The organism is Aurantiacibacter zhengii, from assembly GCF_003584125.1.
Taxonomy (GTDB): Bacteria; Pseudomonadota; Alphaproteobacteria; order Sphingomonadales; family Sphingomonadaceae; genus Alteraurantiacibacter; species Alteraurantiacibacter zhengii.
This window is the reverse complement of the sequence record NZ_QXFL01000002.1, coordinates 126965-151658: the sequence shown is the minus strand read 5'-3', so window position 1 is coordinate 151658 and position 24694 is coordinate 126965. Positions and strand designations below refer to the sequence as shown.

The 24694-nt window shown below is 64.3% G+C and carries 25 protein-coding genes; 9 read left to right on the top strand and 16 right to left on the bottom strand.

The annotated features are described in order from the left end of the window. Positions 1–5: 5 nt before the first annotated feature. The 4 genes from D2V07_RS18525 to D2V07_RS04455 form a co-directional block, all read right to left on the bottom strand. A complete protein-coding gene (locus D2V07_RS18525) occupies positions 6–164 on the bottom strand; it encodes a hypothetical protein (protein WP_158586764.1) in 159 nt (52 codons plus the stop codon). Positions 165–340: 176 nt separating this feature from the next. After that, positions 341–1411, bottom strand: a complete 1071-nt coding sequence (locus D2V07_RS04465) for a polysaccharide deacetylase family protein (RefSeq protein WP_119585186.1) — start codon at positions 1409–1411, stop codon at positions 341–343. Positions 1412–1536: 125 nt separating this feature from the next. Continuing rightward, on the bottom strand, positions 1537–2409 hold the full coding sequence (locus D2V07_RS04460; protein ID WP_119585184.1) for a hypothetical protein: 873 nt from the start codon (positions 2407–2409) through the stop codon (positions 1537–1539). A 9-nt stretch (positions 2410–2418) separates the two neighbouring features. Then, entirely contained in the window at positions 2419–4257 is a 1839-nt protein-coding gene (locus D2V07_RS04455) for a DUF885 domain-containing protein (RefSeq protein WP_119585182.1), read from the bottom strand. Positions 4258–4355: 98 nt separating this feature from the next. On the opposite strand from D2V07_RS04455, the gene D2V07_RS04450 reads away from it, so the two are divergent. Further along, the gene (locus D2V07_RS04450; RefSeq protein WP_119585180.1) at positions 4356–4583 is read left to right on the top strand and encodes a hypothetical protein; all 228 of its coding nucleotides are present in this window, start codon (positions 4356–4358) and stop codon (positions 4581–4583) included. Positions 4584–4606: 23 nt separating this feature from the next. On the opposite strand, the gene D2V07_RS04445 is transcribed toward D2V07_RS04450, so the two are convergent. Further along, on the bottom strand, positions 4607–5293 hold the full coding sequence (locus D2V07_RS04445; RefSeq protein WP_119585178.1) for a TonB family protein: 687 nt from the start codon (positions 5291–5293) through the stop codon (positions 4607–4609). Between the two features lie 151 nt (positions 5294–5444). After that, positions 5445–6101 carry an alpha/beta hydrolase gene (locus D2V07_RS04440; RefSeq protein ID WP_119585176.1) on the bottom strand — a complete coding sequence of 219 codons (657 nt, stop codon included), beginning with the start codon at positions 6099–6101 and terminating at the stop codon, positions 5445–5447. Positions 6102–6209: 108 nt separating this feature from the next. On the opposite strand from D2V07_RS04440, the gene D2V07_RS04435 reads away from it, so the two are divergent. The 4 genes from D2V07_RS04435 (at position 6210) to D2V07_RS04420 (ending at position 10114) form a co-directional block, all read left to right on the top strand. Further along, the gene (locus tag D2V07_RS04435; RefSeq protein WP_119585174.1) at positions 6210–7286 is read left to right on the top strand and encodes a cysteine desulfurase family protein; all 1077 of its coding nucleotides are present in this window, start codon (positions 6210–6212) and stop codon (positions 7284–7286) included. Then, on the top strand, positions 7283–8356 hold the full coding sequence (locus D2V07_RS04430) for a cysteine desulfurase family protein (RefSeq protein ID WP_119585172.1): 1074 nt from the start codon (positions 7283–7285) through the stop codon (positions 8354–8356). Before D2V07_RS04435 ends, D2V07_RS04430 begins: the two co-directional genes overlap by 4 nt. Before the next feature lie 5 nt (positions 8357–8361). Then, the gene (locus D2V07_RS04425) at positions 8362–8691 is read left to right on the top strand and encodes a 2Fe-2S iron-sulfur cluster-binding protein (protein ID WP_119585170.1); all 330 of its coding nucleotides are present in this window, start codon (positions 8362–8364) and stop codon (positions 8689–8691) included. 130 nt (positions 8692–8821) lie between these two features. Further along, complete coding sequence (locus tag D2V07_RS04420) at positions 8822–10114, top strand: class I SAM-dependent methyltransferase (protein WP_119585168.1); 1293 nt, start codon at positions 8822–8824, stop codon at positions 10112–10114. Between the two features lie 23 nt (positions 10115–10137). Here D2V07_RS04420 and D2V07_RS04415 read toward each other — a convergent pair whose 3' ends face one another. Both D2V07_RS04415 and D2V07_RS04410 read right to left on the bottom strand, forming a co-directional pair. Further along, entirely contained in the window at positions 10138–11853 is a 1716-nt protein-coding gene (locus tag D2V07_RS04415) for a mechanosensitive ion channel family protein (RefSeq protein WP_119585166.1), read from the bottom strand. Positions 11854–12028: 175 nt separating this feature from the next. Further along, a complete protein-coding gene (locus D2V07_RS04410; RefSeq protein WP_119585164.1) occupies positions 12029–12580 on the bottom strand; it encodes a type 1 glutamine amidotransferase domain-containing protein in 552 nt (183 codons plus the stop codon). Between the two features lie 106 nt (positions 12581–12686). Between D2V07_RS04410 and parC the strand changes: the two genes are divergently transcribed. Continuing rightward, entirely contained in the window at positions 12687–14987 is a 2301-nt protein-coding gene (gene parC, locus D2V07_RS04405; RefSeq protein WP_119585162.1) for a DNA topoisomerase IV subunit A, read from the top strand. 9 nt (positions 14988–14996) lie between these two features. Here parC and D2V07_RS04400 read toward each other — a convergent pair whose 3' ends face one another. From D2V07_RS04400 to D2V07_RS04370, 7 genes are all read right to left on the bottom strand, one after another. After that, complete coding sequence (locus D2V07_RS04400) at positions 14997–15854, bottom strand: phytanoyl-CoA dioxygenase family protein (protein ID WP_119585160.1); 858 nt, start codon at positions 15852–15854, stop codon at positions 14997–14999. Between the two features lie 130 nt (positions 15855–15984). After that, positions 15985–16491 carry a hypothetical protein gene (locus D2V07_RS04395; RefSeq protein ID WP_119585158.1) on the bottom strand — a complete coding sequence of 169 codons (507 nt, stop codon included), beginning with the start codon at positions 16489–16491 and terminating at the stop codon, positions 15985–15987. 245 nt (positions 16492–16736) lie between these two features. After that, on the bottom strand, positions 16737–17918 hold the full coding sequence (locus tag D2V07_RS04390) for a CCA tRNA nucleotidyltransferase (protein ID WP_119585156.1): 1182 nt from the start codon (positions 17916–17918) through the stop codon (positions 16737–16739). A 118-nt stretch (positions 17919–18036) separates the two neighbouring features. Then, complete coding sequence (locus D2V07_RS04385; RefSeq protein ID WP_119585154.1) at positions 18037–18639, bottom strand: CoA pyrophosphatase; 603 nt, start codon at positions 18637–18639, stop codon at positions 18037–18039. A gap of 10 nt (positions 18640–18649) precedes the next feature. After that, positions 18650–19207, bottom strand: a complete 558-nt coding sequence (locus tag D2V07_RS04380; RefSeq protein WP_119585152.1) for a DUF1285 domain-containing protein — start codon at positions 19205–19207, stop codon at positions 18650–18652. Positions 19208–19232: 25 nt separating this feature from the next. After that, entirely contained in the window at positions 19233–19751 is a 519-nt protein-coding gene (locus tag D2V07_RS04375; RefSeq protein ID WP_119585150.1) for a GNAT family N-acetyltransferase, read from the bottom strand. A gap of 60 nt (positions 19752–19811) precedes the next feature. Then, positions 19812–21014 (bottom strand): PQQ-dependent sugar dehydrogenase, encoded by a 1203-nt coding sequence (locus D2V07_RS04370; protein ID WP_119585148.1) that lies wholly within the window; start codon positions 21012–21014, stop codon positions 19812–19814. Between D2V07_RS04370 and D2V07_RS04365 the strand changes: the two genes are divergently transcribed. Both D2V07_RS04365 and D2V07_RS04360 read left to right on the top strand, forming a co-directional pair. Further along, complete coding sequence (locus D2V07_RS04365; protein WP_119585146.1) at positions 21013–21648, top strand: ribonuclease HII; 636 nt, start codon at positions 21013–21015, stop codon at positions 21646–21648. The two genes, D2V07_RS04370 and D2V07_RS04365, sit on opposite strands and share 2 nt — an antisense overlap. Next, positions 21648–22553: an oxidoreductase gene (locus tag D2V07_RS04360; RefSeq protein ID WP_119585144.1), complete on the top strand. Its 906-nt coding sequence runs from the start codon at positions 21648–21650 to the stop codon at positions 22551–22553. Before D2V07_RS04365 ends, D2V07_RS04360 begins: the two co-directional genes overlap by 1 nt. 15 nt (positions 22554–22568) lie before the next feature. On the opposite strand, the gene D2V07_RS04355 is transcribed toward D2V07_RS04360, so the two are convergent. Further along, entirely contained in the window at positions 22569–23264 is a 696-nt protein-coding gene (locus D2V07_RS04355) for a sulfotransferase family protein (RefSeq protein WP_119585142.1), read from the bottom strand. Positions 23265–23485: 221 nt separating this feature from the next. Between D2V07_RS04355 and D2V07_RS04350 the strand changes: the two genes are divergently transcribed. After that, on the top strand, positions 23486–24622 hold the full coding sequence (locus D2V07_RS04350; RefSeq protein WP_119586048.1) for a site-specific DNA-methyltransferase: 1137 nt from the start codon (positions 23486–23488) through the stop codon (positions 24620–24622). Positions 24623–24694 lie beyond the last annotated feature (72 nt).

Below are 24694 nucleotides of genomic sequence, written 5' to 3'. Positions count from 1 at the left end.
GCGCGCTAGGTCGACATCACCGAGAAAACGCTGCCGAACAGGCCAAGCCCGAATAGCATGGCAGCGCCGCCGCGCGCGGAAAGGCGCTGCCAGCGCACCTTCGATTCAGGCACTATAAGCAGCAGCAAAAGTCCGGTCCCGGCTACTACGATATAGTCCATCATCACAAAACACCCCTCGTCGAATGAACGAAAGGTGCAGCACGCTGGTTAAGTGGATCTTGCGGCTGATGGTTACTGCGGCTTGAACCACGCTTGTCTCTCAAACGATGAGCGTTTTTCTTGCCGTCCGTAAGGACCTGGCAGAGGCATCACCGGTGCAGCGCCGCGCCGGACGGGAATCACCCGATGCGGGCCCTGTTGGCTATTTCGAGATAGCGCAGCGCCTTGGCAACGGTCATCGGCTCGGCCCCTGATCCTTCGTCGTCATGCGGTACTGTGTTGCGTCCGTACAGCGCGTTGGCGACGACCTGCTCCACGATGCGCGTTCCGTTCAGCAGCGGGGCAGGGGCAAGGACCGGCGCCGGAACCGGCTGGCGGCTGGGGCTGGGCAGACAATCGGCATAGGTAGCAGTGGTGACACCTTCCATCTGCTCCACATGCTCGCACACCTTTGCAAAGCGGCGCTGGACGATGCGGTTGATCCGCGTGCGCTGGCGGCAAAGCAATTCGAAGCTGTGGGAGACGACGGTGAAACTGTTCAGGTCATTCCCCCGCGCGTGGCGAAGGGCGGCCACGATCTCGCGATAGGACAGGGCCGTAAGCTGGGCATGGCGCAGTCCGCCCAGGGCATCGCCGATGCAGCCAATGGGCACCTCGATCACGCCGTGCCGGCGCAGCGGGCGGCGGTGCTCCTGCCCCAGACCGATCGCGCACTCGCCCGCAGCAAGCGCGGGCGCGTGGCTGGTGTCGTGGGTCAGGCCCACCTTGGCGAGGGCGCGCAGGGTGTCGTCGTTGGCGCCGTAATTGCCCGCCCGAAATGCCACAGGTCGGGGGGCACCGGCACGCATCAGCAGATCGATAGCCGTTTCCAGCAGCACGACCTGTTCCGCGCGGGTGAAATCCTTGATGTTCGCGCCAGTGCGAGAGCCCAGCGGATTGGCGTTGCCCAGCAGTTCCAGCCACTCGGTATGCAGGTGCAACTGCACGTCGTGGCCGCGCTTCAGGATCGGCTCCACGATGTCTGCGATGGCGCGGGTGCCCCACAGCAGCGCGGGCAGGGGATCGACGAAGAACACCGCCTTCAGGCCGTGCCGGTCGAACACGTCCATCTGATGAAAGATGCCGACTTCGCCTTCGGCCGTGGCGCAGCGGATCGAACGCCGGAAGTTCTCCTCCCGCGAGGAAAGACCGCGATGGCGCGTGAAGCCGAACTCGTATTCGGTGTCTATGGTTATGTACAACGCAACCATGCAACGCTGCCTGCAACGGCTCCCCATACCCCAGCAAGCCGCGACGCGCGGCTGGCCTGAACGGGGACAGTTAGCAGGATGGGGTTAAGGGCGGGTTTGCTTTGGGCGCAAGCTGGCGCCCGCTTTCAGGTACCGTCGGAGGCCGACCTGGACTGGCGAAAGCGGGAGATATCCTCGTCCAGCTCGCCCGACGTGCAACGCTGCGGCAAGGGTGCGCCATCCTGCTCCAGCTCAACGCAGCGAAATGCGGCCTGCGTGTCCGGGATCATGGCCACCGGCTCGCTCTCCGCATTCTCCTGCGCGATCAGTTCACCCAGTTGGGGAATGTCCTTTGCCAGCCACTCCCGCCAATTGCGCTGTTGGCGCTCGCTGGTGTCGTCTTCGAACGTGGCAGCGGCGGGATCCGCAATGCCCGACAGGACTTCGCCAGCCCGTTCGAATTCGCCCAGTTCCCGCCAGGCATTGGCGGCCCGAAAGGCGAGCGTGATGTGATCGGCGCTATTCGGGGCGCCGGAGAGCTCCGCCACGGTCTGCGCAAACTCGCGCTGGTAGCGGGCCTTCGCCGCCTCATCACCGTCCACTTGCCAGCCCGCGCGCATCAGCAGCCATAGCGGCGCAAGATCGCCTTCCGCCTCCAGCCGACGCGCAATGTGAGCAGCACGGTAATAGCTGCTTTCCTGCCGGATCCCGGCAAATTCCTCACTGGCGAGATAACTTTCCAGCACGGCAATCTCTTCGGGCGTGAAAGTCCGGTACATGACCAGTCCATTGCCCGGGCAATCGGGCATGGGGAGCGGGAAGACCCAGCTGCCGTATGGCTTGCCATCGGGGCGCGAACCAAAAACGGAATAGGAGCCGGTGGTGGTGAAGGTGAATTCCTCCCCGCCCACCGCGCATGTTACCAGCTCGGAAACCGGAAAACCCGCCCAGGCGGGCGCATTCGACAATGCCAGCGCCGTGCCCGCGGCAAGAGCGGCCAGGGGTAAACGGCGCGGCATGGGCATCTCCTATCCGGCGGTCGCGATGTACCTGCCGACGTTCCCGGCCAGCACGTCCAGCGGAGCGTTGCCGCCATCCACTACCGCCTGGTTGAAATCCCTCAGGTCGTAGGCGCTGCCAAGTTCGCTGATTGCGCGCTCGCGCTGGCGCAGGATTTCCAGCTTGCCGACCATGTAGCCGGTCGCCTGGCCCGGCCAGCTGCAATAGCGATCCACCTCGCTGGCGATCTGTTCGCGTTTGTTTCCGTTCCTTTCCATGAAGAAGCGAACCGCCTGCTCGCGACCCCAGCGCTTGTGGTGCAGGCCCGTGTCGACCACCATGCGGCAGGCGCGGAAGGCGGCATCCTGCAGGTAGCCCAGTTTCCACGCCGGGTTTTCGTCGTAGGCGCCCAGTTCGTCGGCCAGTTGTTCCGAATACAGCGCCCACCCTTCGGAGAACGCGTTGAAGGCGAGGATCGAGCGGATCAGAGGCAACTTGTTGGAATATTCGCCTTCCCAAACGTGGCCGGGAATCGTCTCGTGATGAACGAGGGTGGGCACATCGTACTTGCGGTGCAGATCGGTGGTGCGCAGGTTGATCCACATCTTGCCGGGCACCGTGCCATCCACGCTGCCCGCGCCGCCATAGGCGGTAGGCGCGCCCGGTTCCTCTGCCGGGGGCAGGCGGCGCACTTCCAGGTTTCCGCTGGCCAGTTCGCGGAAGGCGCGCGGCATCTGCGCCCTGATCCAGGCAACGCGGTCCTCGATGAAAGCCATGATTTCCGCCCGGCCCGGATCGCCTTCGGCAAACATGAAGCGCTCGTCTTCCGAAAGCGCGGTCATCCGGTCGCCCACGGTGCCCTGGGTATAGCCGATGTCGCGCAGAATCGGATCCATCCGCGCATGGATGTTCTCGAGCGTTTCCAGGCCCAGTTCGTGTATTTCATCGGGCGAGAGATTGGTGGTGGTGCTGGAGCGGAGCGACCAGTCGTACCACTCATCCCCGCGCGGCTGGGACCACATGCCCGGGTCGCTGTCGGCGACGGCGCGTTCGCGTTGGAGTTCGGCCAGCTGCGCCTCCAGCGCGGGAGCAATCCGACCGGTCACAATTTCGGTCGCGCGCGCTTCCCAGTTGCCGGGAATGCCTTCCTCGTTCGTGCGCCGCACCAGCGATTCCACCATCGCTCCGCCTGACCGCACATCGTCCAGCTGGGCGCGCATCTGGTCGATGGCCTTGTCCAGCAGGAAGTCGGGCGGCACCACGCCCATGGCGCGGGCGCTGGTGATCTTTTCCAGCTCGCCCTCCAGCACGCCGGGCATTTCCTCGAGCCGGGCGATATAGGCTTCCGCGTCGTACTCGTCGGCGATGGGGTGGTCGGAATCGAGGAAACGGGGCAGGTCGATATAGGCGCCCACGTTCTGGATGACGGCGTAGGGGGCCGTGCGCCAGCTGCCGACCGGGATATCGCCATAGGGAAGGGCCATGCCGTCGATCGCGGTGGAATAGGCGCTTTCGACCACTTCGAAGCTGGTGCGGGTTGCCGGGTCCAGCCCCTCCTTGGGAAAGGCGCGGGCGCGTTCCAGATCGGCGCGCAGGGTGGCGGCCTTGGAATCCTGTGCCTGCGGCCCCGCCGGGCCAAGCTGCCGTCGCAGCGCGGCGTGGGCACCGGTATCGACCCCAAGGCCGGTGGCGCGCGTGGGCTCGTACCGCAGCAGGTTCCAGGCGATGTCGTCCAGCAGCGCTTCTGCCCCGGCCTGGCCGCCCGTGGGCGTGGTGACGCAGCCGGGCAGGACGGTAAGCGCGGTGGAAGCGCCCAGCGCTCCGATGAAGGAGCGGCGGGAGAGCGAAGTGTCGGTGATGTTGTGCATGATCAGGTGGTTGCCGATGCAACCTGCCCTAGTCAAGCGGGATGGCATCAGTCGCGTTAGCGCTGGCGAGGCGACGCTCGGCGCGTTAGGGGGCGTATATGTTCGATCTCGTCATCTCGATCATCGTTCTTGCTGCCATCGCGCTGGGCGCGGGTGCTTTCGTGCTGTGGCGCAAAGGAATTACAAAGCAGGCCATGCTGATGGCGCTGCTCGCCTTCGTGATGCTGGCCAACGCGGCTATCTGGCTGGTGCCGATGGATGACGGACAGACCCCGATAGAAGCCGCCGACAGCGCTGTTGCCGAAGCAGAGGCCGGACAGGAGTAACCCGGCCTCTACCGGAAGCTCGTTCAGTCGGGAATCTGCCAGGTGACAGAGCCGGTGTAAGTGCCGACGGTCCTGTCGCCGCGATTGTTCGTGGCCGGTTCGAAGCGCGCCCGGCTTTCGATGAGGCGACAGGTGTTGCGATCGAGCGAAGCGTGGCCGCTGCTGCGGGTGATCTCGCAGGCATCCACCCGCCCGTCGCTGCCGATCACCAGGCGATAACCCGCCGTGCCCTCGCGCTCTCGCACAAGGTCGCTGCGGCTGTAATCGTTGGTAGTGATCCACCCCGTGGGTCCGTTGCGGGGCCGCGCGCCAACAGGTTCGATGGCAGGCGTCACACTGGGCGTCACTGCGGGACCGGGGATATTTATGGTCTCGGGCAGAGGGCGTAATGTCACGTCCGTGGCGATGTTGGGGCGTACCGGTTCTGCCTCGACAGGCGCGGAACGTTCCAGTTCGATCGGCGGCTTGGGCGCCGTTACCGGAGCGTAGGCCTGCTCGGCCGGCTCTGGGACAGGCTCCGGCCTGGGCGGCGGGGGCGGCGGCTCGTCCTTGATGTCCCAGGTGTCGACGATGACACCGGGCTTGGGGATGGTGCCGGTAATCGTGAGGCCGATGACGACCCCGGCGCCGACGAGGGCGTGGATCGCGACGACCCCTGCTGCCGCGCGCATGCGGGCCGCGGGGCTGGCTGTGGCATTGGCATAAGACATGGGGTTCTTCCTCTTCCATGTGCTCACTCTTGAAACGGTGAGTCATGTTATACTGTTACACATAAGACGAGGAATTGCAAGTGGCATGAAAAACGCGCGCCGGAACCATGGTCCCGACGCGCGCTGCGTTACTGAATTTGAAGGCCTGCGATCAGGTGATCGGGCAGCTCGGATCGAGGCGGAAGTCGAGGTAGTTGTCGACCGACTTCATCAGCTCGTCCTGTTCGTTCTCGAAGAAGTGATTGGCGCGCGGGATCTCGTCGTGGTGGATGGTGATGTGCTTCTGCGTGCGCAGCTTGTCGACCAGCTTCTGCACCGACTGCGGCTGCACAACGGTATCCGCCGTGCCCTGGATGAAGATGCCGGAGGCCGGGCAGGGGGCGAGGAACGAGAAATCGTACATGTTCGCAGGCGGGGCGATGGAGATGAACCCGCGGATTTCCGGGCGGCGCATCAAAAGCTGCATGCCGATCAGCGCGCCGAAGGACACGCCGGCGACCCAGGTGGTCTGCGCTTCGGGATGGATCTGCTGCACCCAGTCGAGCGCGCTGGCCGCATCGGACAGTTCGCCGATGCCGTTGTCGAAGCTGCCCTGGCTCTTGCCCACGCCGCGAAAGTTGAAGCGCAGAGTCGCGAAACCGCGCGCAACGAAAGTCTTGTACAACTGCTGCACGATCCGGTCGTTCATGGTGCCGCCGCCCTGGCTGTGCGGGTGCAGGATCATCGCGACAGGCGCGCGGGGGCGCGGGGCGGGGGAGAAACGGCCTTCGAGACGGCCCTCGGGGCCGGGGAAGATAACGTGAGGCATGGGCGTTGTTTGCTCTGCTGGAATGTGGATCGCCAACGCGGGTAGCGCGGAGGAAGTGGGCGGCTATATAGGGATTATGCCAATTTTCGCAATTGTTACCTGAGCGCCGTGCCAGCCCAGCGCATCTATCTCGATCACGCCGCCACGACTCCGCTGCGCCCCGAGGCGAAAGCGGCGATGGACGAGGGGTTTGCGATGTGGGCCAATCCGTCCTCTCCCCACGCCGAAGGGCGCAAGGCCAAGGCAGCGCTGGAGGACGCCCGGACCCGGTGCAAGGCTGCGCTCGGCTGGGACGGGGAACTGATATTCACCAGCGGGGCGAGCGAGGCGGCGGCGCTGGCCTACGAGCAGGTTCAGGCGATCCACACCGCAATCAGTGCAATAGAACACGATGCCCTGCACCGCTACGTCGGCGAGGGGGAGGCCAAGATACCGCTAGGCGAGGATGGCGAAGTCGATCTCTCCCTAGTGGCCCGGGCTTGCGAACCGTCTGCGAAGCTTGAGACTGGCGGAGAGAACAGGACGCTTGTTGCGGTTCAGCACGTCAATTCCGAAACGGGGACGATCCAGGATATCGCAAAGGTGGCGCAAGCCGTGCATGGTGCCGATGGATTGCTGCTGGTCGATTGCGCGCAGAGTGCAGGAAAATATCCCATTCCCGACGGCGCGGATATGGCCATCGTGGCCGCGCACAAGTTTGGCGGCCCTATCGGAATCGGCGCCCTGCTCGTCAGGGATTACGCGATGCTCAAACCCACAGGTGGGCACGAACGGGGGTATCGGAGGGGAACCGAAAATCTACCTGCGATCATGGGCATGGTTGCCGCACTGGAGTGTGGTGGTATCGAAAGCTGGGCGACAACGGTGGAACAGCAATTCGATTTCAAGAATGCGCTTTATGCCGGAGGCGAAGTCCTGATGCCTGGCCTTCAGGCCTCGCATATCTATTCGGTAGCGCATCCACGCTTGAGCGCGCAGGCGCTTCTGATCCGCCTCGACGCGATGGGCTTCGCCGTTTCCGCAGGCAGTGCCTGTTCGTCCGGCACGCTCAAGAAAAGCCGCGTGCTCGATGCGTTCGGCGTGCCGGACGATGTGGCCAGCCGCACCATCCGTGTATCGTTGGGGTGGAACACCACCGCTGAGGAACTCGATGCTTTCGCGGCCGCTTGGAAATCACTGACATGATCTACCTCGACTACCAAGCCACCACTCCGCTGGCGCCCGAGGCGCGCGATGCCATGCTGCAATGGCTCGACGGGCCGGACGGCACAGCCTTCGGTAATCCGCACAGCCCGCACCGCATGGGACGCATGGCGGCAGCGGCGGTGGACCTTGCGCGCGAACGGGTGGCCGCGCTGTTTCCGCCGAACGGCCAAGTGATCTTCACCAGCGGCGCGACCGAGGCGATCAACCTCGCCATGCGCGGGTGCCCCGGCAAGGGCGCGATCAGTGTCTCTGCCATCGAACACGCGGCCGTGCTCGATACCGCTCATGCCATCGGCAAGGCGCACGAACTGAACGTCGCCAAGGACGGGCAGTGCAACGTGAAGCAGGATATTCCCAGCAACACCAAGCTCGTCTGCGTGATGCAGGTGAATAACGAGATCGGCGTGATCCAGCCCACGGTGGAATTCCACCGCAAGGCGAAGGAAGCAGGCGCGCTCTACCTGTGCGATGCGGTGCAGGCCTACGGCAAGATGCCGCTGGCGGGCGCGGACATGATCGCCGTTTCTGCGCACAAAATCCACGGGCCGAAGGGTATCGGCGCGCTGTGGGTGAGGAACGGCATCGAGCTGGAACCGCAGCAGACCGGCGGCGGGCAGGAGGCGAACCTGCGCTCCGGCACGCTCAGCCCCGCGCTGTGCGCCGGGTTCGGCGCGGCGGCCATGGTGGCGAAGGAGCGGATGGAGGACGATGCCGCCCACGTCGAGGCGCTGTGGCACCGCGCGCGCGAACTGTTCGCCGATTGGGAGTTGAACGGCAGCGCCGAGGCGCGCTGGCACGGCAACCTCAACATCCGCAGGAAAGGTCTGGATGTCGCGCGCCTGATGTCGGATTGCCGCGACGTGATGTTCTCTGCAGGCTCGGCTTGTGCCAGCGGATCGGGCAGGCCCAGCCACGTGCTGCAGGCTATCGGCCTGGGCGCGAAGAAGGCCAAGAGTTCCATCAGGCTGGGTTTCGGGCGCTACACCAGCATGGAGCAGCTTGAACTGGCCGCTGAAAAGCTTATCAATGCTGCATCGCAGCAAGGATAGGCGCCATCAAAGTCACCTTCATTACGCGCAAGGGCGAACGGGTTGAGGCGACGGCTTCCCCCGGCGATCGCCTGCTCGAGGTAGGGCAGGCGGCCGGAATGCCGCTGGAAGGGACATGCGAGGGACAGATGGCGTGCTCCACCTGTCACGTGATCGTCGCGCGCGAATGGTTCGGCAAGCTGCCCGAGGCTGCCGAAGACGAAGAAGACATGTTGGATCTCGCCGCAGACGTTCACGCCACCAGTCGCCTGTCGTGCCAGATAATGCTGAGCGATGATCTGGACGGTCTGGAAGTGCGCATTCCCAGCGACAGCAACGACGCGCAGGGGTTCTGACCGGCCGTTCGTGATCGGCCGTTCATGATCGACCGTTCATGACTGGGCGAGAATCCGTTGGCTAACAGGCGCGTTCGATTCTACCAGCGCCGGGCCTATCCCCGCGCCTAGCTGCTCCGGACCCTTTCGAATGACATCTCGCAACACCACGCCGCTATTCTCCCTCGCCAGCGACGAGGACGAAGCGCCCGCTTCCAGCACCCCGGCATCCGACGTGGCCTATCGGCTGGCGTTCGGTGCAATCGGATGGCCGTGGCTGCTGTTCAGCCTGTGGGGCGGGCGCAAGGCCGAGAAGCGCCGCCTGCTGGAACGCGTGGGCCTGCGCGAGGATGCCCTGCCGAACCTCGGAAGCTGGAAAGCGGATACCGGCTTCCTGCATCGCATCGTAGACGCGGTGGAGGAACTGCGCCCTGCCAACGTGGTCGAACTCGGCGCGGGGGCGACCTCGCTGATCTGCGCGAAAGCGATGGAGCGTAATGGCGGCGGCACCCTGCACAGTTATGACCAGCACCCAGGTTTCGTCGAAGCGACGCGCGAGTGGCTGGGCGAGGAAGGCGCAGAAGCGCGGATGGCACATGCGCCGCTGACCGCCAGTGTACCGGGCTGGCCGGGCCGGTGGTACGACCTGTCGAACTTGCCCGAGAGCATCGATCTGCTCATAATCGACGGCCCGCCGTGGTCGGTGCATCCATTCGTGCGCGGCGCGGCGGACTGCCTTTTCGATCGCCTCTCCTCCGGCGCAATCGTGCTGCTGGACGATGGCGCGCGTCCGGGTGAGCGGATCGTCGCACGGCGCTGGCGCGAACGCTGGCCGCAGATCACATTCGAGCGGGTGTCGGGCAGCACCAAGGGCACGCTGGTCGGCCGTAAGCGTCGCAGCGGCGAGGTGATTGCATTCCCGCAGAAACCCGCGCCCCCGCGCGCCGGTGATTGGCGCAGGGCAGCGATGCTGGCGATGGCATTTGCGGGTGGTTGGGTCGTGCACGCCGCTGCCGACCCGTCCGAACCGGCCAGCGCGTCCTCCTTCATCGAGGAAGCCGACGCCTCCTACGATGCATCGCAGGCACGCCTGCGCATGGCATCGCAGATTGAATCACAAAACCTTGATCGGGGCGAGATTGCTGCCGCGACCGGCATAGACTTGCCGGCGCTACCGGCTGGATGGACTGTGCGGGATGTGCAGGTCTACCCATCGGATCTTGGCCCTGCGGTCGCCATGGTGATGCAAACCCCGCAAGGCGAAAGTGTGTCGCTGTTCGCCACACGCGCGGAAACGCCTGCCGAGAAGCTGCCGCTGGTAGAAAGCCGCGAGGGGCGTTCGCTGGCCTACTGGGAAAGCGGGCCGTTCGCCTACGCGCTGACCGGCGAGGTGGCATCTGCGCGTATTTTGTCGCTCGCATCCGGTCTCGCCCCTGCCGATTAACCCGGACGGCACAGGGCGAGGCCTCAGCCCACCTCTTCCTCCACCGACATGTCCATCCGCACTTCGCGTTCGCGCGGCAAGTAGGCCGGGGCGGGTTCGTTGCCAGATGCGGCATCCAGCCGGGCTGCGGCGGCCAGCATGTGTTCTCGCATGCGGCAGTGCATTTTCCAGCCGACCTTCGGATCCTGCGCACGGGCCATGAAGCGCACCACCATGGCGCGGGAATTCTGGCCGACGACTTCGCACACGGCATCCTCGGGATCGATCACATCCTCGTCGTTATCGGCAAATTCGCGGAAGGGCTCTCGCAGCGCGTCCACGTCGGCGCGGTGATCCAGTTCCAGCTCGACATGCATCATCAGGCTGGGATCCTGCTTGGTCCAGTTTTCGAAACTCTCGCTGGTGAAAGCACTGACAGGGGCAATCACGCGGCGTTCGTCCCAACTGCGCAGGCGCAGGTGGGTGAAGCCGATCTTTTCGACGTAGCACCACTGGCCATCGTAATAGACGGCATCGCCAATCCGCGCGCTGCGGGCGAAGGCGATCTGCACGCTGGCCATGATGTCGCCCAGCACCTTGCGCGCGGCGAATGCCAGCACCAGTCCCAGCACCCCGGCAGAGGCGATGATGGAGAAGCCCAGCGTGTTCGACATGTTGCTGGCCACCAGCAGGAAGCCGATGCCCGCCAGCAACAGCACGGCTGTCAGGATGCGTCGGATCGCGCTCATCTTGGTGTAGAAATCGCGGTCCTCGTTGTTGTCCGGCGCTTCCAGCTTGTCGGTGCGGCGGGTGGTGGCAAAATCGAACAGGAAATCGAGCGCCGCCAGCATGATGCCGATGACCGCGGCGATGATCAGGAGCAACTGCAAAGGATTCAGCAGGTCGCTGACCGGGCCCGACAGACGGAAGAACGTACTGCGGATGACAGCGAAGGTGCCTGCGAAGGCGAGCAGCGTTGCGGGGATCTGGATCGCCTGCAACACGCCGTGGAGCTTTCCGTCCTCATCCATCCGGTCGCGCAGGTGGCCGATGCCGCGGTAGGTGAGCGCAGCTGCGAAGGCTCCCAGCAGCAGGATCAGCGGGAGTGCGATGATCTCCCACCAGGCCAGCGTCCAGAAGGCCTGCTTTCGCAGCACCGGCGGCAGGGATTTTTCGAACTTCGTCGGGCCATAAAGGGCGTAAAGTGCCGGCACGTTGGCCACCGTCTGGCGGCTGAATACCCATAGCGGCTCCCCGCCAGGCGCCTGCACGCGGGCGAGCCGGATCGGTACGGAGCGGCCATCGAGGTCGAGCGTGGCCAATCGGATCGAGCGGCGCGCGACGCCCGCCATCGGGTTCTTGTCGCTGGCCAGGGTATCCACCGCGTCGGGACGGTCGGGCAGGTCGGACCAGCTGATCGAGATCGAGCGATGCAAAAGATCGTAAAGCTGTGCGGCGAGTTCTTGCCGGGCAGTGGAATCAGCGTCCGTATTTGCGAAATCCATCGCGGCAGAGGCGGCCTGCCAGTCCTCCTCCTGCCCTGCGGCCATGAATGTCTCGATCATGCCCATTGGCGTGTCGAGTTCCAGCGGGGTGCCTGCACCGCCGCCGTTCTGCAACTGCTCCACCTTGTAGACGTACGGCTCCGAACTGGCGGCGACCGTGCGCCCGTCCTGCGCCTGCGCCTGCGCGGCGACGCCAACAACCAGGATCAGGGTTAGCAAAAGTGCGCCGATTTTCAGGCGGATGATATCAAGCATTGTCTTCCCCATGCTGATCCCAATGCGCGAACGCGTGCATGGGTCCGGCCATCACGTTTGCGCGGCACAAGAAAAACCCCGCCGCACCTGTTCGGCGCAGCGAGGTCTCTTGAAGTCCGATATCCCCGGTACTTTGGGGGGGACGGGTCGGGTCCGGGGATCAGACGGCTTCGGATCAGGCGGCTTCGGTAAGCTTGGCGCTTTCCTTCTTCAGCGCGGAAATAATCGCGTCGGAGAAGGCGGGAATGTCATCGGGATTGCGGCTGGTAATCAGGTTGCCATCGCGTGCGACTTCCTTGTCCACTACGTTCGCGCCGGCATTCTTCAGGTCGGTGCGGATGGAATGGTAGCAGGTCGCCTCGCGGCCCTTCACGATGCCGGCCTCGATCAACAGCCACGGCGCGTGGCAGATTGCGGCGATGGGCTTACCTGCGGTGTTGAAGTCCTTGACCAGCTGAACGGCCTTGTCTTCCACGCGCAGCAAGTCAGGGTTGATCTGTCCGCCCGGCAGCACGAGAGCGTCGAATTCGTTCGCGCTCGCTTCCGCCAGCGTCAGGTCGACATCGACCGGGCTGCCCCAGTCGTCCTTGTCCCAGCCCTTGATCTGGCCGTCTTCGGGGCTGACGACCACGACTTCGTAACCGGCGTCTTCGAGGTTGCTTTTCGGGCCTTCGAGTTCCGACTGTTCGAAGCCATTGGTGGCGAGGATCATTACGCGTTGTGCCATGAGGGATGCTCCTGTTTCATGATTTGCTGTTTGACCCTCTAACGGGTGGGGAAAGCGCAGCGTTCCGCGCTGTCCGCCGAGTGGAGACGGTGATAGGGCAAACCGCATGGCAACCGTTGAAGAACCCGATGATTCCGGCGCGGGCATCACCCGCGAACCGTTTGAAAGCGCGCTTTCGGAGCGCTATCTCGTCTATGCCCTGTCGACGATTACGGCGCGTTCGCTGCCGGACCTGCGCGATGGCCTGAAGCCGGTCCACCGCCGCCTGCTGTGGACGATGCGGCAGCTGCGCCTATCGCCCGATTCCACCTTCAAGAAGAGCGCCCGCGTGGTGGGCGACGTGATCGGCAAGTATCACCCGCACGGCGACGTGGCGGTCTACGATGCGATGGTGCGCCTCGCCCAGCCGTTCACGCTGCGCTATCCGCTGGTGGAGGGGCAGGGCAACTTCGGCAATATCGACGGCGATAATGCCGCCGCCTACCGCTACACCGAATGCAAGCTGACGCGCACCGCGATGCAGCTGATGGACGGGCTGGACGAGGGCACGGTCGAGTTCATCCCCACCTACAACAACGAAGAAGAAGAGCCGGTCATCATGCCGGGCCTCTTCCCCAATCTGCTGGCGAACGGCGCCAGCGGGATCGCCGTGGGCATGGCCACCAGCATCCCCAGCCACAACGTGGCAGAGGTGCTGGACGCGGCCGAAAAGGTGATGTTCAACAAGGACGTCACCCATGAAGAGCTGATGACCGTGTTCAAGGGGCCGGATTTCGCCACCGGCGGCCTTGTCGTCGACAGCCCGGAAGCGATCTCCAACGCCTACGAAACAGGGCGCGGTTCCTTCCGCGTGCGCGGGCGCTTCTTTGCTGCGGAAGCGGAGAACGCGCAGGATCGCGATGCGGGGATCGAGCGCCAGAAGGGCGGGGGATACCAGCTGGTCATCTCCGAAATTCCCTACCAGGTGCCCAAGAGCAAGCTGATCGAACAGATCGCCGCGGCCATCGGCGACAAGAAGCTGCCTATCCTGGAAGACGTGCGCGACGAGAGCGACGAGCAGGTGCGCATCGTGCTGGTGCCGCGCAGCCGCAATGTCGATCCCGAACTGCTGAAGGAAAGCGTCTACAAGCTCACCGATCTGGAAACGCGCTTCAGCCTGAACCTCAACGTGCTGGATCACACCCGCACGCCGATGGTGATGGGGCTGAAGGAACTCCTGCAGAACTGGGTTACGCACCAGATCGAGATTTTGCAGCGGCGTACCGCGCACCGGCTGGAGAAGATCGCGGACCGGCTGGAACTGCTGGAAGGCTACATCATCGCCTTCCTCAACCTCGACCGGGTGATCGAAATCATTCGGACGGAGGACGAGCCGAAGCCGGTGATGATGGCGGAATTCGGCCTTACCGACCGGCAGACCGAAGCCATCCTGAACATGCGCCTGCGCAGCTTGCGCAAGCTGGAGGAGATGCAGCTTCGTACCGAGAAGGACGAACTGCTGAAGGAGCAGGAGGAGCTTACGAAGCTACTCGAAAGCCCGGCTCGCCAGCGCACGCGCCTGAAGCGCGACATGGCTGCCCTGCGCAAGGAATACGGCGAGGATACCGCCATCGGTGCGCGCCGCACGACCATCGCCGAGGCTGCGCCTACCGTGGAATTCAATCCCGATGCCATGATCGAGAAAGAGCCGGTGACGGTGATCCTCTCGGCCAAGGGATGGGTGCGCGCGGCCAAGGGGCACGTGGACCTTGGCGAGGACGGCTGCGGCGATTTCAAGTACAAGGAGGGCGATGGCCCGGCCTTTGCCGTCCATTGCCAGACAACGGACAAGCTGCTGCTGTGCGGTGCGGACGGGCGCTTCTTCACGCTGGGCGCGGACAAGTTGCCCAGCGCGCGCGGCTTTGGCGAACCGGTGCGCAATACGCTCGATATCGATGCCGCCACCCAGATCATCGCGGTGGTTGTGCACGAAAAGGACAAGCAGGTGCTGCTCGCTTCCACCGTGGGCAAGGGCTTCGTCGCCATTACCGATGAACTGCTGGCCGAAACCCGCAAGGGCCGGCAGGTGGTGAACCTGAAGGGCGATGCGAAACTGATCGTCGCGCGCGAAGTGGCGAAAGAGCACGATCACGTGGCCGTGGTGGGCGAGAACCGCAAGCTGGTGGTCTTCGCGCTGGAGGAAATGCCGGTGATGACCCGCGGGCAGGGCGTGACCCTGCAACGCTATCGCGATGGCGGCCTGTCCGATGCCACCACCTTCAAACTGGAGGACGGCCTCAGCTGGCAGATGGGCGGCAAGGGCGACCGCACCCGGACGGAGAACGAGATCGGCATGTGGAAAGTGGCGCGCGGGGCCGCTGGCCGGATGCCGCCGCAGGGCTTCCCCAAGGATAACAGCTTTACCTGAGGCGCCAGCCTAATCGAGCTGGGCCGCGATGCGGTCGAAACAGTAATTGGCGGAGCGCAGGAACCGGGGATGGGCCGCGATTTCCGACAGCACACGGCCGAGAGGCTGGTGGCGGTCCCTCGGTGACGGGTCACGCTGACGCGGCTTGAAGCAGCTGGCCGCAGGGAATGTCTCACGCCGGTAGCGACGCGCAGCGAAGAGCAGGCGGCGGCGGTTGTCGATCACGTCGCGCGGATAAATCTCCTCGCCCAGCGCCAGTTCGGCAGCCATGAATTCCAGGTAGATCACGCGGCGAATGGCGTTGCCTTCCATAGGCTCCGATGAATGGGCAACCATCATGTCATGAAGGATCGCATCGCCCGCCCTTGCAGGAACCTCCACCGCGGGGAGCGCGGCCAGATCGCAGATCGGTTCATCCCGCAGATGGCTGCCCGGTACGTAGCGTAATGCGCCGTCACCAGCGTCGGCATCGTCGAGATAGATGCCCATCGTGAAGCATGGCGCAGTGCGGCGATAGACCATGTCCTGGTGCCACAGCACCGGGTTGCCATCGCCGCGATGCTTGATGACGGCAAATTCCTGCGCGACAAAGACGTTCTCGCCGCAGATTGCCGTGGCTATCTGCATGACCTCGGGCAGGGCAAGCAGTTCCAGCGGGGCAGGATCGCCCCAGGCGAACAAGTCTCCGACATTTGTTACGACCTTGCCGCCAGGTGCCGTGCGAAGCGCCTTGCGAGGCACCGTATCGGCAATCAGAAGCGGTTCGAAGAAGTCTCGAAGTCGTTCGATAACAGGCTGCGGAAGCAGGTCTGGCACGTGGCAGAACCCGTCTGTATCCAACTGTTTGCGCGCGACCTCATCGAACATGCGCCGACGTTTCGCCAACCGTCACGACGGGTCAAGCCAAATTGGTTGGAGAACCGAGCCTTTGCACAAAAGAAAAACCCGGCAGGATCGCTCCTGCCGGGTCTCTTGGTGATTTGGGTAAGCCGAAAGCTTAGCCGGCATCGGCCTGCGCGGCGAGCGCAGCTTCGAGGTCCGCCATCATGATGCGGGCAATCAGCGCGCCGTTGGGGTCCACCGCGAACATTTCACGCGGCAGGGCCACCTTGGTTTCGTCTTCGCGAACGATCACGACGTTGGCTTCGTCCACGGTTTCGATGGTGCCCAGCGGCTGCGGGTCGGCGGTGACGACAGCTGCGCCTTCGACGAGGGCGGCAGTCAGCGCCGCTTCGGCTGCTGCAAGCTGCTCTTCATGCATCTGCACAAGCTGGTCGCGGCTGATGTTCAGCGTCGGGCCGGCTTCGCTAGTGCCAAAGGCACCGGCGGGGATGGCGATCTGGTATTCGCCCACGGTCAGCAGGACGCCCTGTTCGTTCGCGTCGGCGACAGTGCCGATGGCATTCCCGTCATTGCCCATCACGGTGTCGCCCACGTCCTGCGCCAAGGCAGGATTGGCAGCGAGTGCGGCAAGCGCGGCGGCGGTGAGTGCGATCTTCTTCATGCAAGTAATCCCCTTCCATCCAGACCGCTTCGCATGACGCGGGTCCGGGAGTTCAAAATCGTCCGACATGGCCTGAAGTGGCGCCGGAAATGGCAATCGGGCGGCAAGCACCCGGCAACGCGCCGGGGCAGACACAGACGGCGCAAGCAGCGCCGATCCCGATATAAGACTACCTAGCAGGCGGCCTCTGAACCTTACCTGCACCAGCCCTGCAGAAAATTTCAAGGACAAACTGCGAGTCGCGCCTATCGGTCGCGGTCGTCCAGTTCCTCGTCGAGGAGGACAGCAACGCGGTCCTCGCCGGGAAAACCCTCTGCCAGCCAACGATTTTCCACCGCTTGCAGGATGCGCGCCACCTCGGGCCCGGCATCGACCCCGCGCGCGACGATTTCTCCGCCGCGCAAGGGGAACCGGGGGATTTCCCAGCCGTCCAGCGGTGCGACGGGCTCATCTGCCAGCAGCAGCAGGTCGCGCGCGACTTCGGTGCCTTCGCGGTAGGCGAGCACCCGCGGGTCGCCCGGCCTGCGCTGCCGGTTTGCCAGGCGCGCAAGGCGTCTCCTGATGGCGTTGGAAAGCCGCAGGCGCGCTGCCACCTGCTCTGCGTTTTTTGCATCGGCGGGCAGCATGGCGGCAAGGCGGCGGACGGGGTCCGGCGCGACATCCTGTCTGCGCTCTGTCCCAATCAGGGCGGCCAGCCGCTCCAGTCCCTCGGCGGTGACTTCCGGCAGGATTACCGGCAGCACCCCGCGATCGAACATCCGCTGCACGGTGCCCAGCGGATCGGGCAAGCCCAGCAGGGAAAGCAAATCCATCGCCACCCGTTCGCGGCTGAGGCCCTTCAGCATCGGGGCAAGCGCGGCGCAGGCATCTTCTCCTTCGGGATCGAGCGTGGAGCCGAAGCGCGCCTGGAAGCGGTAATAGCGCAGGATCCGCAAATGATCCTCGCGAATACGCTCCTGCGCGTCGCCGATGAAGCGCACGCGGCGTGCCTCGAGATCGTCGAGGCCGCCAAAATAGTCGGAGATCTCCAGCGTTTCGGGATGGGCGTAAAGCGCATTGATTGTGAAATCGCGCCGCGCGGCATCGTCCTGCCAGTTGTCGGCAAAGGCAACGGTGGCGCGCCGGCCGTCGGTCGCGACATCCTTGCGCAGGGTCGTCACCTCCACCGGGCCGCCATCGAGTACGGCGGTGACGGTGCCATGATCGAGGCCAGTGGGGACGACCTTGATGCCCGCCTCTTTCAACCGCGCCATCACCTTTTCGGGATGCAGCAGCGTGGCGGCGTCGATATCCTTTACCGCAAGCCCCAGCAGCGTATCGCGCACCGCGCCGCCTACCCAGCGCAGGTTATCCGCACCAAGCGCGCCGACAAGCTGCGCAAGGTCCGCGCGCTGCGTCCATTGGGTTGGGGGAAGTTTGTCTGCCAATTCCGGATACCCTGAGCTTGTCGAAGGGTTGCCCCTCCGATTTTTGTTGTTGCTAGAAGACAAAGCAGTCCTTCGACAAGCTCAGGACGGTCGGATGGTGGGGGTTTGCGGAGCTAACTCACCCAAGCAGGTCATCCACGGTGAACCGGTGCGAAAGATGCGCGATGATCCCCGCCGTGATGCCCCAGATGCGGTGGCCGTCCCAGTCGATTTCGACATAGGGCCGCTCGTGACCGTTGAACATGCCGATCTTGGGCTTGTGATTGTCCTGGTCGAGAAGGTGGCGAAGCGGCGCTTCGAACCAGCCGGCGACCTCGCGCGGGTCGGGGCGGATTTCCATCTCGGCAGGAATGACGCCCAATACCGGTGTCAGGCGATAGCCGGTGCCGGTCACGAACGTCGTTGCCTCTCCCACCACGCGCACGCGGGCAGGATCGATGGCCAGTTCCTCGTGCGCTTCGCGCAAGGCAGCTTCGATCACGGTTTCACCCGGCTCCAGCTTGCCGCCGGGGAAAGAGACCTGTCCGGGGTGGCTGGGCATGGTATCGGGCCGATGGGTCAGCAGCACGCCGGGCTCGTCACGCTCGGTAACAGGGATCAGCACCGCGGCATCGCGCAGCTCGGGCAGATCGACGAAATCGCTATCGTCCCGGATACCGGCCATGCCGACATGCTGCGTTTGGGCAAAGTGGCGTTGCAGCCGGTCGAACAGCATGCTCATCCGGCCCCCGTCACGCTGACGGCCTCAGGGAAAAGGTCTCGCCCTGGCTGGTAACGGCCAGATCATCGCCGCCACGCTCCAGCGCGAACTCTGCCAGTTGCATCCAGGTGGAACGGTCCAGCTTCGCCTCGCACCCGTGGCGCACCGCCAGGTAGATGGACGGGGCATCGGGATCGCCTTCTGCGCGCAAGGGATTGTCCGGTCCGGCGATCACCAGTTCATCGGTGTTGAGCCGGAAGGCGAGAGCGCCATCATCGTCACGCATGTCGGTAGCGATGAAGGCGGCGTCCTCCACCTCTATCGTCTGGCGATAGTGCGGGGTGACAAGGTAATGCTGCCCGTCCGCCGGATCGCGCCACAACAGGCTGGCAAAGGCGCGCACCATCGCCGGGCGCGTTACCGGGCTGCCGTCGTGATACCAGGTGCCGTCGGCGGCGATGCGCATGCGGCTGTCGCTGGTGCTTTCGGGCTTCCACGTGTCGACGGGAGGCAGCTTGCGCGCCTGCACCTGCTCGGCGATTTCCAGCAGGTTCATTCCGGCAAGGTCGGGTGGGATATCGTAGGCCATGGTTCGTACCAGATGGCCATTGTTGTCACCCAAGCCAAGGGCCCAATGTACCGTGGTCGGGCAAAATGCCCGGATTATCGCTACGCACCAACAGGCGGTGACGCTCGAACGGGCCGGGCAGGTCCCAGCCTTGCGTGGGTGCGGCGTGGAAACCGAACCGGCCATAATATTCGGGATCGCCGATCAGCACCTGGGGCAGGGCAGCAGCGGGGTCCATCGCGTCGAACATGGCCGCGAACAGCGCCTGGCCAAAGCCCTGGTTGTGGCGTTCGGGCACGACCGCGACCGGCCCTACCATCAACAGCGGATGGCGACGACCGCGATCGTCGGTCAGCGCGACAGGCCACACCTGGATCGACCCGACGAGATACCGGTTCTCGTCCACCACGGCGAAGCTCAATGCGGGCAGCCAGTCGGTCCCCTCGCGCACCTTGTAGGCCGTGCGCGAATGCCGGTCCTCGCCAAAGGCACCGTCGAGCAGCGCCTCGATCATGGCGGGGTCCACTTCGGCGAGTGGAATCAGGGTAGCGGTTACATCGTCCATGGGCGCGCGCCGATAGGGCCGCAGGCTGGCGGGCGCAAATGTTTCGCGCGTTACCTTTGCCTATTCTTTCGGCGTGAGCCGCAGCAGGCGACCGTTTTCGCCGTCCTCGATCACCCAGATTGCACCGTCGGGCGCCACGGCGATATCGCGCAGGCGGCCGGGCATTTCGTAGCGCGCAGCCTCGTCGGCGGAATTTGCGGCGGCATTTACCGTCACCCGGCTGATCGACTGGGTGCGCAGGTTGGCGATCAGGAGCTGGCCCTGCCAGTCGGCAAACATGCCGCCCTGGTAGAACACCATGCCGCCCGGCGCGATTACCGGGTTCCAGCCAATCGCGGGTTTGGCAAAGCCATCGTCCGGCGAGTGATCCGGAATCGGCGTGCCATCGTAATTTTCGCCATTCGAACGCTCCGGCCAGCCATAGTTGCTGCCGCGCTTCACCAGGTTGAGCTCGTCACCGCCTGCCGGGCCATGTTCCAGCGCCCAAAGGTTGCCGGAGGAATCGAACTCCAAGCCCAGCATGTTGCGCTGGCCGTAGGTCCAGATCTGGTCCGTCGGGCTGCCCCGGTCGGCGAAGGGATTGCCCGCGGCGGGCGTACCGTCGAGGTTCAGGCGCACCACGGTGCCAAGGTTGTTCGACAGGTCCTGCGCGGGTGTTTGCGCCTGTCGGTCTCCGCTGGAGACGAACAGGTATTGCCCATCGGGCGAGAATGCGATCCGGTGTGAATAGTGGCCCGGGCGCGGCATGGTCTGGCTCTGTTCCCAGATCTCGGTAAGGCCGTCGACGGAGCAGGCATCGGCCTGCTCGCACACCAGCGTGCCGCGTCCGACCACGGCCTTCGTGCCTTCGCCGTCCTGCTTGGCCCACGAGAGGTAAATCATGTCATTCGTTTCGTAGTCCGGCGCAAAGGCGAGCGAACCCAGGCCGCCCTGTCCTTCATAAGCGACCGAGGGCATGCCGCTGACGGTGCCCATGCGACCGCTGGCGGGATCGAAGAACTTCATCGTGCCCGGCTTCTCGGTCATGAAGATCACGCCTGTTCCCGGTTCGAGGGCCAGGGCCCAAGGCTCATCGAATGCGCCGTAACTGGCGACGTCGAACGGCGACTGGGACTGGACTTCCACCCGTTCGCCGCCCACGGGCACCCCGCTCTGCATTTCCGTAGACGAGGGTGAGGGGGCGGTATCCCCGGTTGCGGCGCTGTTGCAGCTTGCGAGCGCGGCAGCGGGCAATATGATGGCGGTCAGGATTTTGTATCGCATGCTCTCGGGAACTCCTTCGAACGAATTTTGTGCCACACTGGCACCTGGTCCGCTAGTCGCCGGTGTTGACGAGGCCGGGCGCGGACCGCTTGCGGGGCCGGTTGTGGCCGCTGCGGTGGTGCTCTGTAAACCGAGGCCAAAGGGGGTAGGCGATTCCAAGGTGATGAGCGCCAGGGCGCGGGCGGAAGCCGAGCGCGCAATCCGGCGCCGCTGCGCCTTCGGTATCGGTGTGGTGGATGTGGAGGGCATCGACCGGCTCAACATCTTCGGTGCTACCATGCTGGCGATGAGCCTTGCCATGCAGAACCTGTGCGCCGCGCTGGGGCAGGACCGGCTGGAAGCGCTGATCGATGGCAATCTCACCCCGGCGGGTCGCTGCGCCGAATGGCGCTGGCCCGCGCGGCCCATCGTGGGCGGCGACGGGAAAGAGGCCTGCATTGGCGCTGCCAGCATCATCGCCAAGGAATACCGCGACCGCCTGATGGCCGAAGCTGCACGGGAACACCCGCACTACGGGTGGGAGCGGAACAAGGGTTACGGATCGAAAGAGCATCTCGAAGCATTGCGAACATACGGACCGACGCCGCTGCACCGCCGCAGCTTCGCGCCGGTCGCGCAAATGGAGATGTTCTGATGAGTTTCACATTCGGCGATATTCCGATCCAGCAGGGTCGTACAGCCGTGGTCACCGGTGCCAACACCGGTATCGGGTTCGAGATTGCACGCGCTCTGGCTGCCAAGGGCGCCCGCGTGCTGCTGGCCTGCCGTGATGGCGACAAGGCAGCAGAGGCCATCGCCCGGATCGACGGCGGTCGCGAACAGGGCGGAGAGACCGAATACCTGCACCTCGACCTTGCCAATCTCGCCACCGTGCGCGAGGCGGCAGAAACCGCCAGGAAGGAAGAGCGGATCGACATGCTGGTGAACAATGCCGGCGTGATGATGCCCCCGTTCTCCACCGCCACGGCGGGCTGCGAGCTTCAGTTCGCTGTGAACCACCTTGGCCACTTCGCCTTCACGTCCCTGCTGCTGGACAAGCTGGCGGAGGGCGACGGCGGCCGCGTGGTGATGCAGTCCAGCATTGCCCACCGCAACGCCGACATCGATTTCGACAATCTCGACGGCAGCAAGGGTTATGAAAAGACGAAGTTCTACGGCCAGAGCAAGCTTGCCAACCTGCTGTTCGCCAACGAACTGGATCGCCGGTTGCGCAAGGCAGGTTCCAAGGGCGTGGCGCTGGCCAGCCACCCCGGCATCGCGGCGAGCGAGCTGACCCGTCACCTGACGGGCGGGAAGATTTTCTCGTCCGTCGTGGGCGCGGTGCTCAACACCTCGGAAGAGGGCGCGTTGCCCGCGCTGCAGGCCGCTACCGATCCTTCGGCGCAGGGCGGCGACTATTACGGCCCCTACGGTTTCAAGGAAACGCGCGGAAAGACCTCCGGCAGGGCCGTGCAAAGCAAGCGGGCACAAGACGAGGAGCTGGCCGCGCGCCTGTGGGACAAGTCGGTCGAGCTGACCGGCGTCGATCCCGAAATCTGACTCCCGCCCCTCCGCCTAGCCGAAGGCCTTTGCCTTCAACTGCGCGATGTATTCCCTGCCGAAACGTTCCGCCGCGTCCGGATCGGCGGGGATACCGCCCATCTCGTCACTCGCGGCACCCAGTTCATCGCGACTGTTTACCCGGGGGAAGGGCACATCGGGCACGTCGACGCCCAGGAAGTCGCAGAGCGGTTGCCAGCCCATCTTCGGATGAAATTCCAGCAGCCGCTCAGGCGGCAGGGCGTCGACCACCTGCTGGTTCCGCTTCACGTACCAGTCGGTCATGAATGCGCGGTCGGTGATATCGCCCCCATCGAAATGATCGAAGATCACCCCGTTCATCATCACTTCCACCGGCGTACCCTTCAGCGAATCCTGCATCCTGGGAGCAAAGATCGTCTCGCTGACGGAATCGAACCAGCTATGGGGTTCGCGCGTGGTCAGAACCACCTTGGCATCGGGATAGTAATCCGCCAGCTCTCGCCAGTAGGTCGCAGAAGGGTAGTCGCTGGAGGAGCGAAACCCCTCGAAAATTGCATCCCAGTCGGGATTGCCCTGGCCCGCCGCAATCCACAACGGCACCTGCCTGCGGCCATCGGCGAAAACCTCGCTCATGTGGTGGCACGGGCCGAACCCCAGATGCTCCAGTGCGAATTTCATCGAGAACGTGGCATTGCGGCCAAGCCCTGCTGCGATCACTTCCAGTGCCATAGAAAACCCCCCTGTTCGCACCGTTGTGCCACCGGTGAGTCCTCTTGGCCACACCCCACCATATCGAGTCCTGCAAAGGGCAGGGGACTCAACATCTTGTGACGGACTCTTTTCGTTCTCTCTCAGGATCCTGATAGTGCGACCAAATTGCCGCTTGACCCGGGACTCGTGAGGACTCACACCCCTGTGGATAAGTGAGGGATACTCTGTTCATGGGCGAAATGACGAAACTCCGCACCGCGCCGCGCGTGCGCAAGGGAAAGGCTCCCGCAGTCGACAAGGCGGACCTGCCGCTGGGGCAGATCCTCGATGGCGACTGCGTGGCAGCCATGCGGCAGTTGCCCGATAACAGCGTGGACCTGGTCTTCGCCGATCCGCCCTACAACCTGCAACTGGGCGGCGATCTGAACCGCCCCGATGGCAGCCACGTCGATGCCGTGACGGACGAGTGGGACCGGTTCGACAGCTTCGGCACTTACGACGCCTTTACCCGTGCGTGGCTGGCCGAGTGTCGCCGCGTGCTAAAGCCCGACGGCGCGCTGTGGGTGATCGGCAGCTATCACAATATCTACCGCGTGGGCGCGATCCTGCAGGATCTGGGCTTCTGGATCCTGAACGACATCGTGTGGCGCAAGACCAATCCCATGCCCAATTTCCGCGGCACCCGGTTCACCAATGCCCACGAAACGCTGATCTGGGCGAGCCAGGGCGAAAAGGCGCGCTACCAGTTCAATTATCGCGCGATGAAGACGCTGAACGATGAATTGCAGATGCGCAGCGACTGGACCTTCCCCATTTGCTCTGGCGGCGAAAGGTTGAAAGACGAAGAAGGGCACAAGGCCCACCCCACGCAAAAGCCCGAGGCGCTGCTTTACCGCGTGCTGCTGGCAACGACGGAGGCGGGCGACGTGGTGCTCGATCCGTTCTTTGGCACCGGCACGACTGGCGCGATTGCCAAGCGGCTGGGCCGCGAATGGATCGGCTGCGAGCGCGAGGAAAGCTACCGCAAGGTGGCGCGCGCCCGGATCGAGAAGGAGCTGCCGCTGGATGAAAGCGCGATCACCACGATGCAGAGCCGCAAGACCCAGCCGCGCGTCGCCTTTGGCGCGGTGGTGGAAGCGGGCTTGCTGAAACCGGGCACCGAGATTTTCGACAAGAAACGCCGCTGGAAGGCCACGGTGCGCGCCGATGGCTCCATCGAATGCGGCAAGGAAAGCGGTTCCATCCACCACGTGGGCAAGACATTGCAGGACGCGCCCAGCTGCAACGGCTGGACGTTCTGGCATTACGAGGCTGGCGGGGAGGTGAAACCCATCGACGCTGCACGCGGCCTGTACCTGCTGGCGGCGGAAGACTAAGGTTTCCTACCTGGAGTGCGGCGGTGCAGATGGCTGGCATGACCAATGCCTTCCCGATCAACGCCAGGTTTC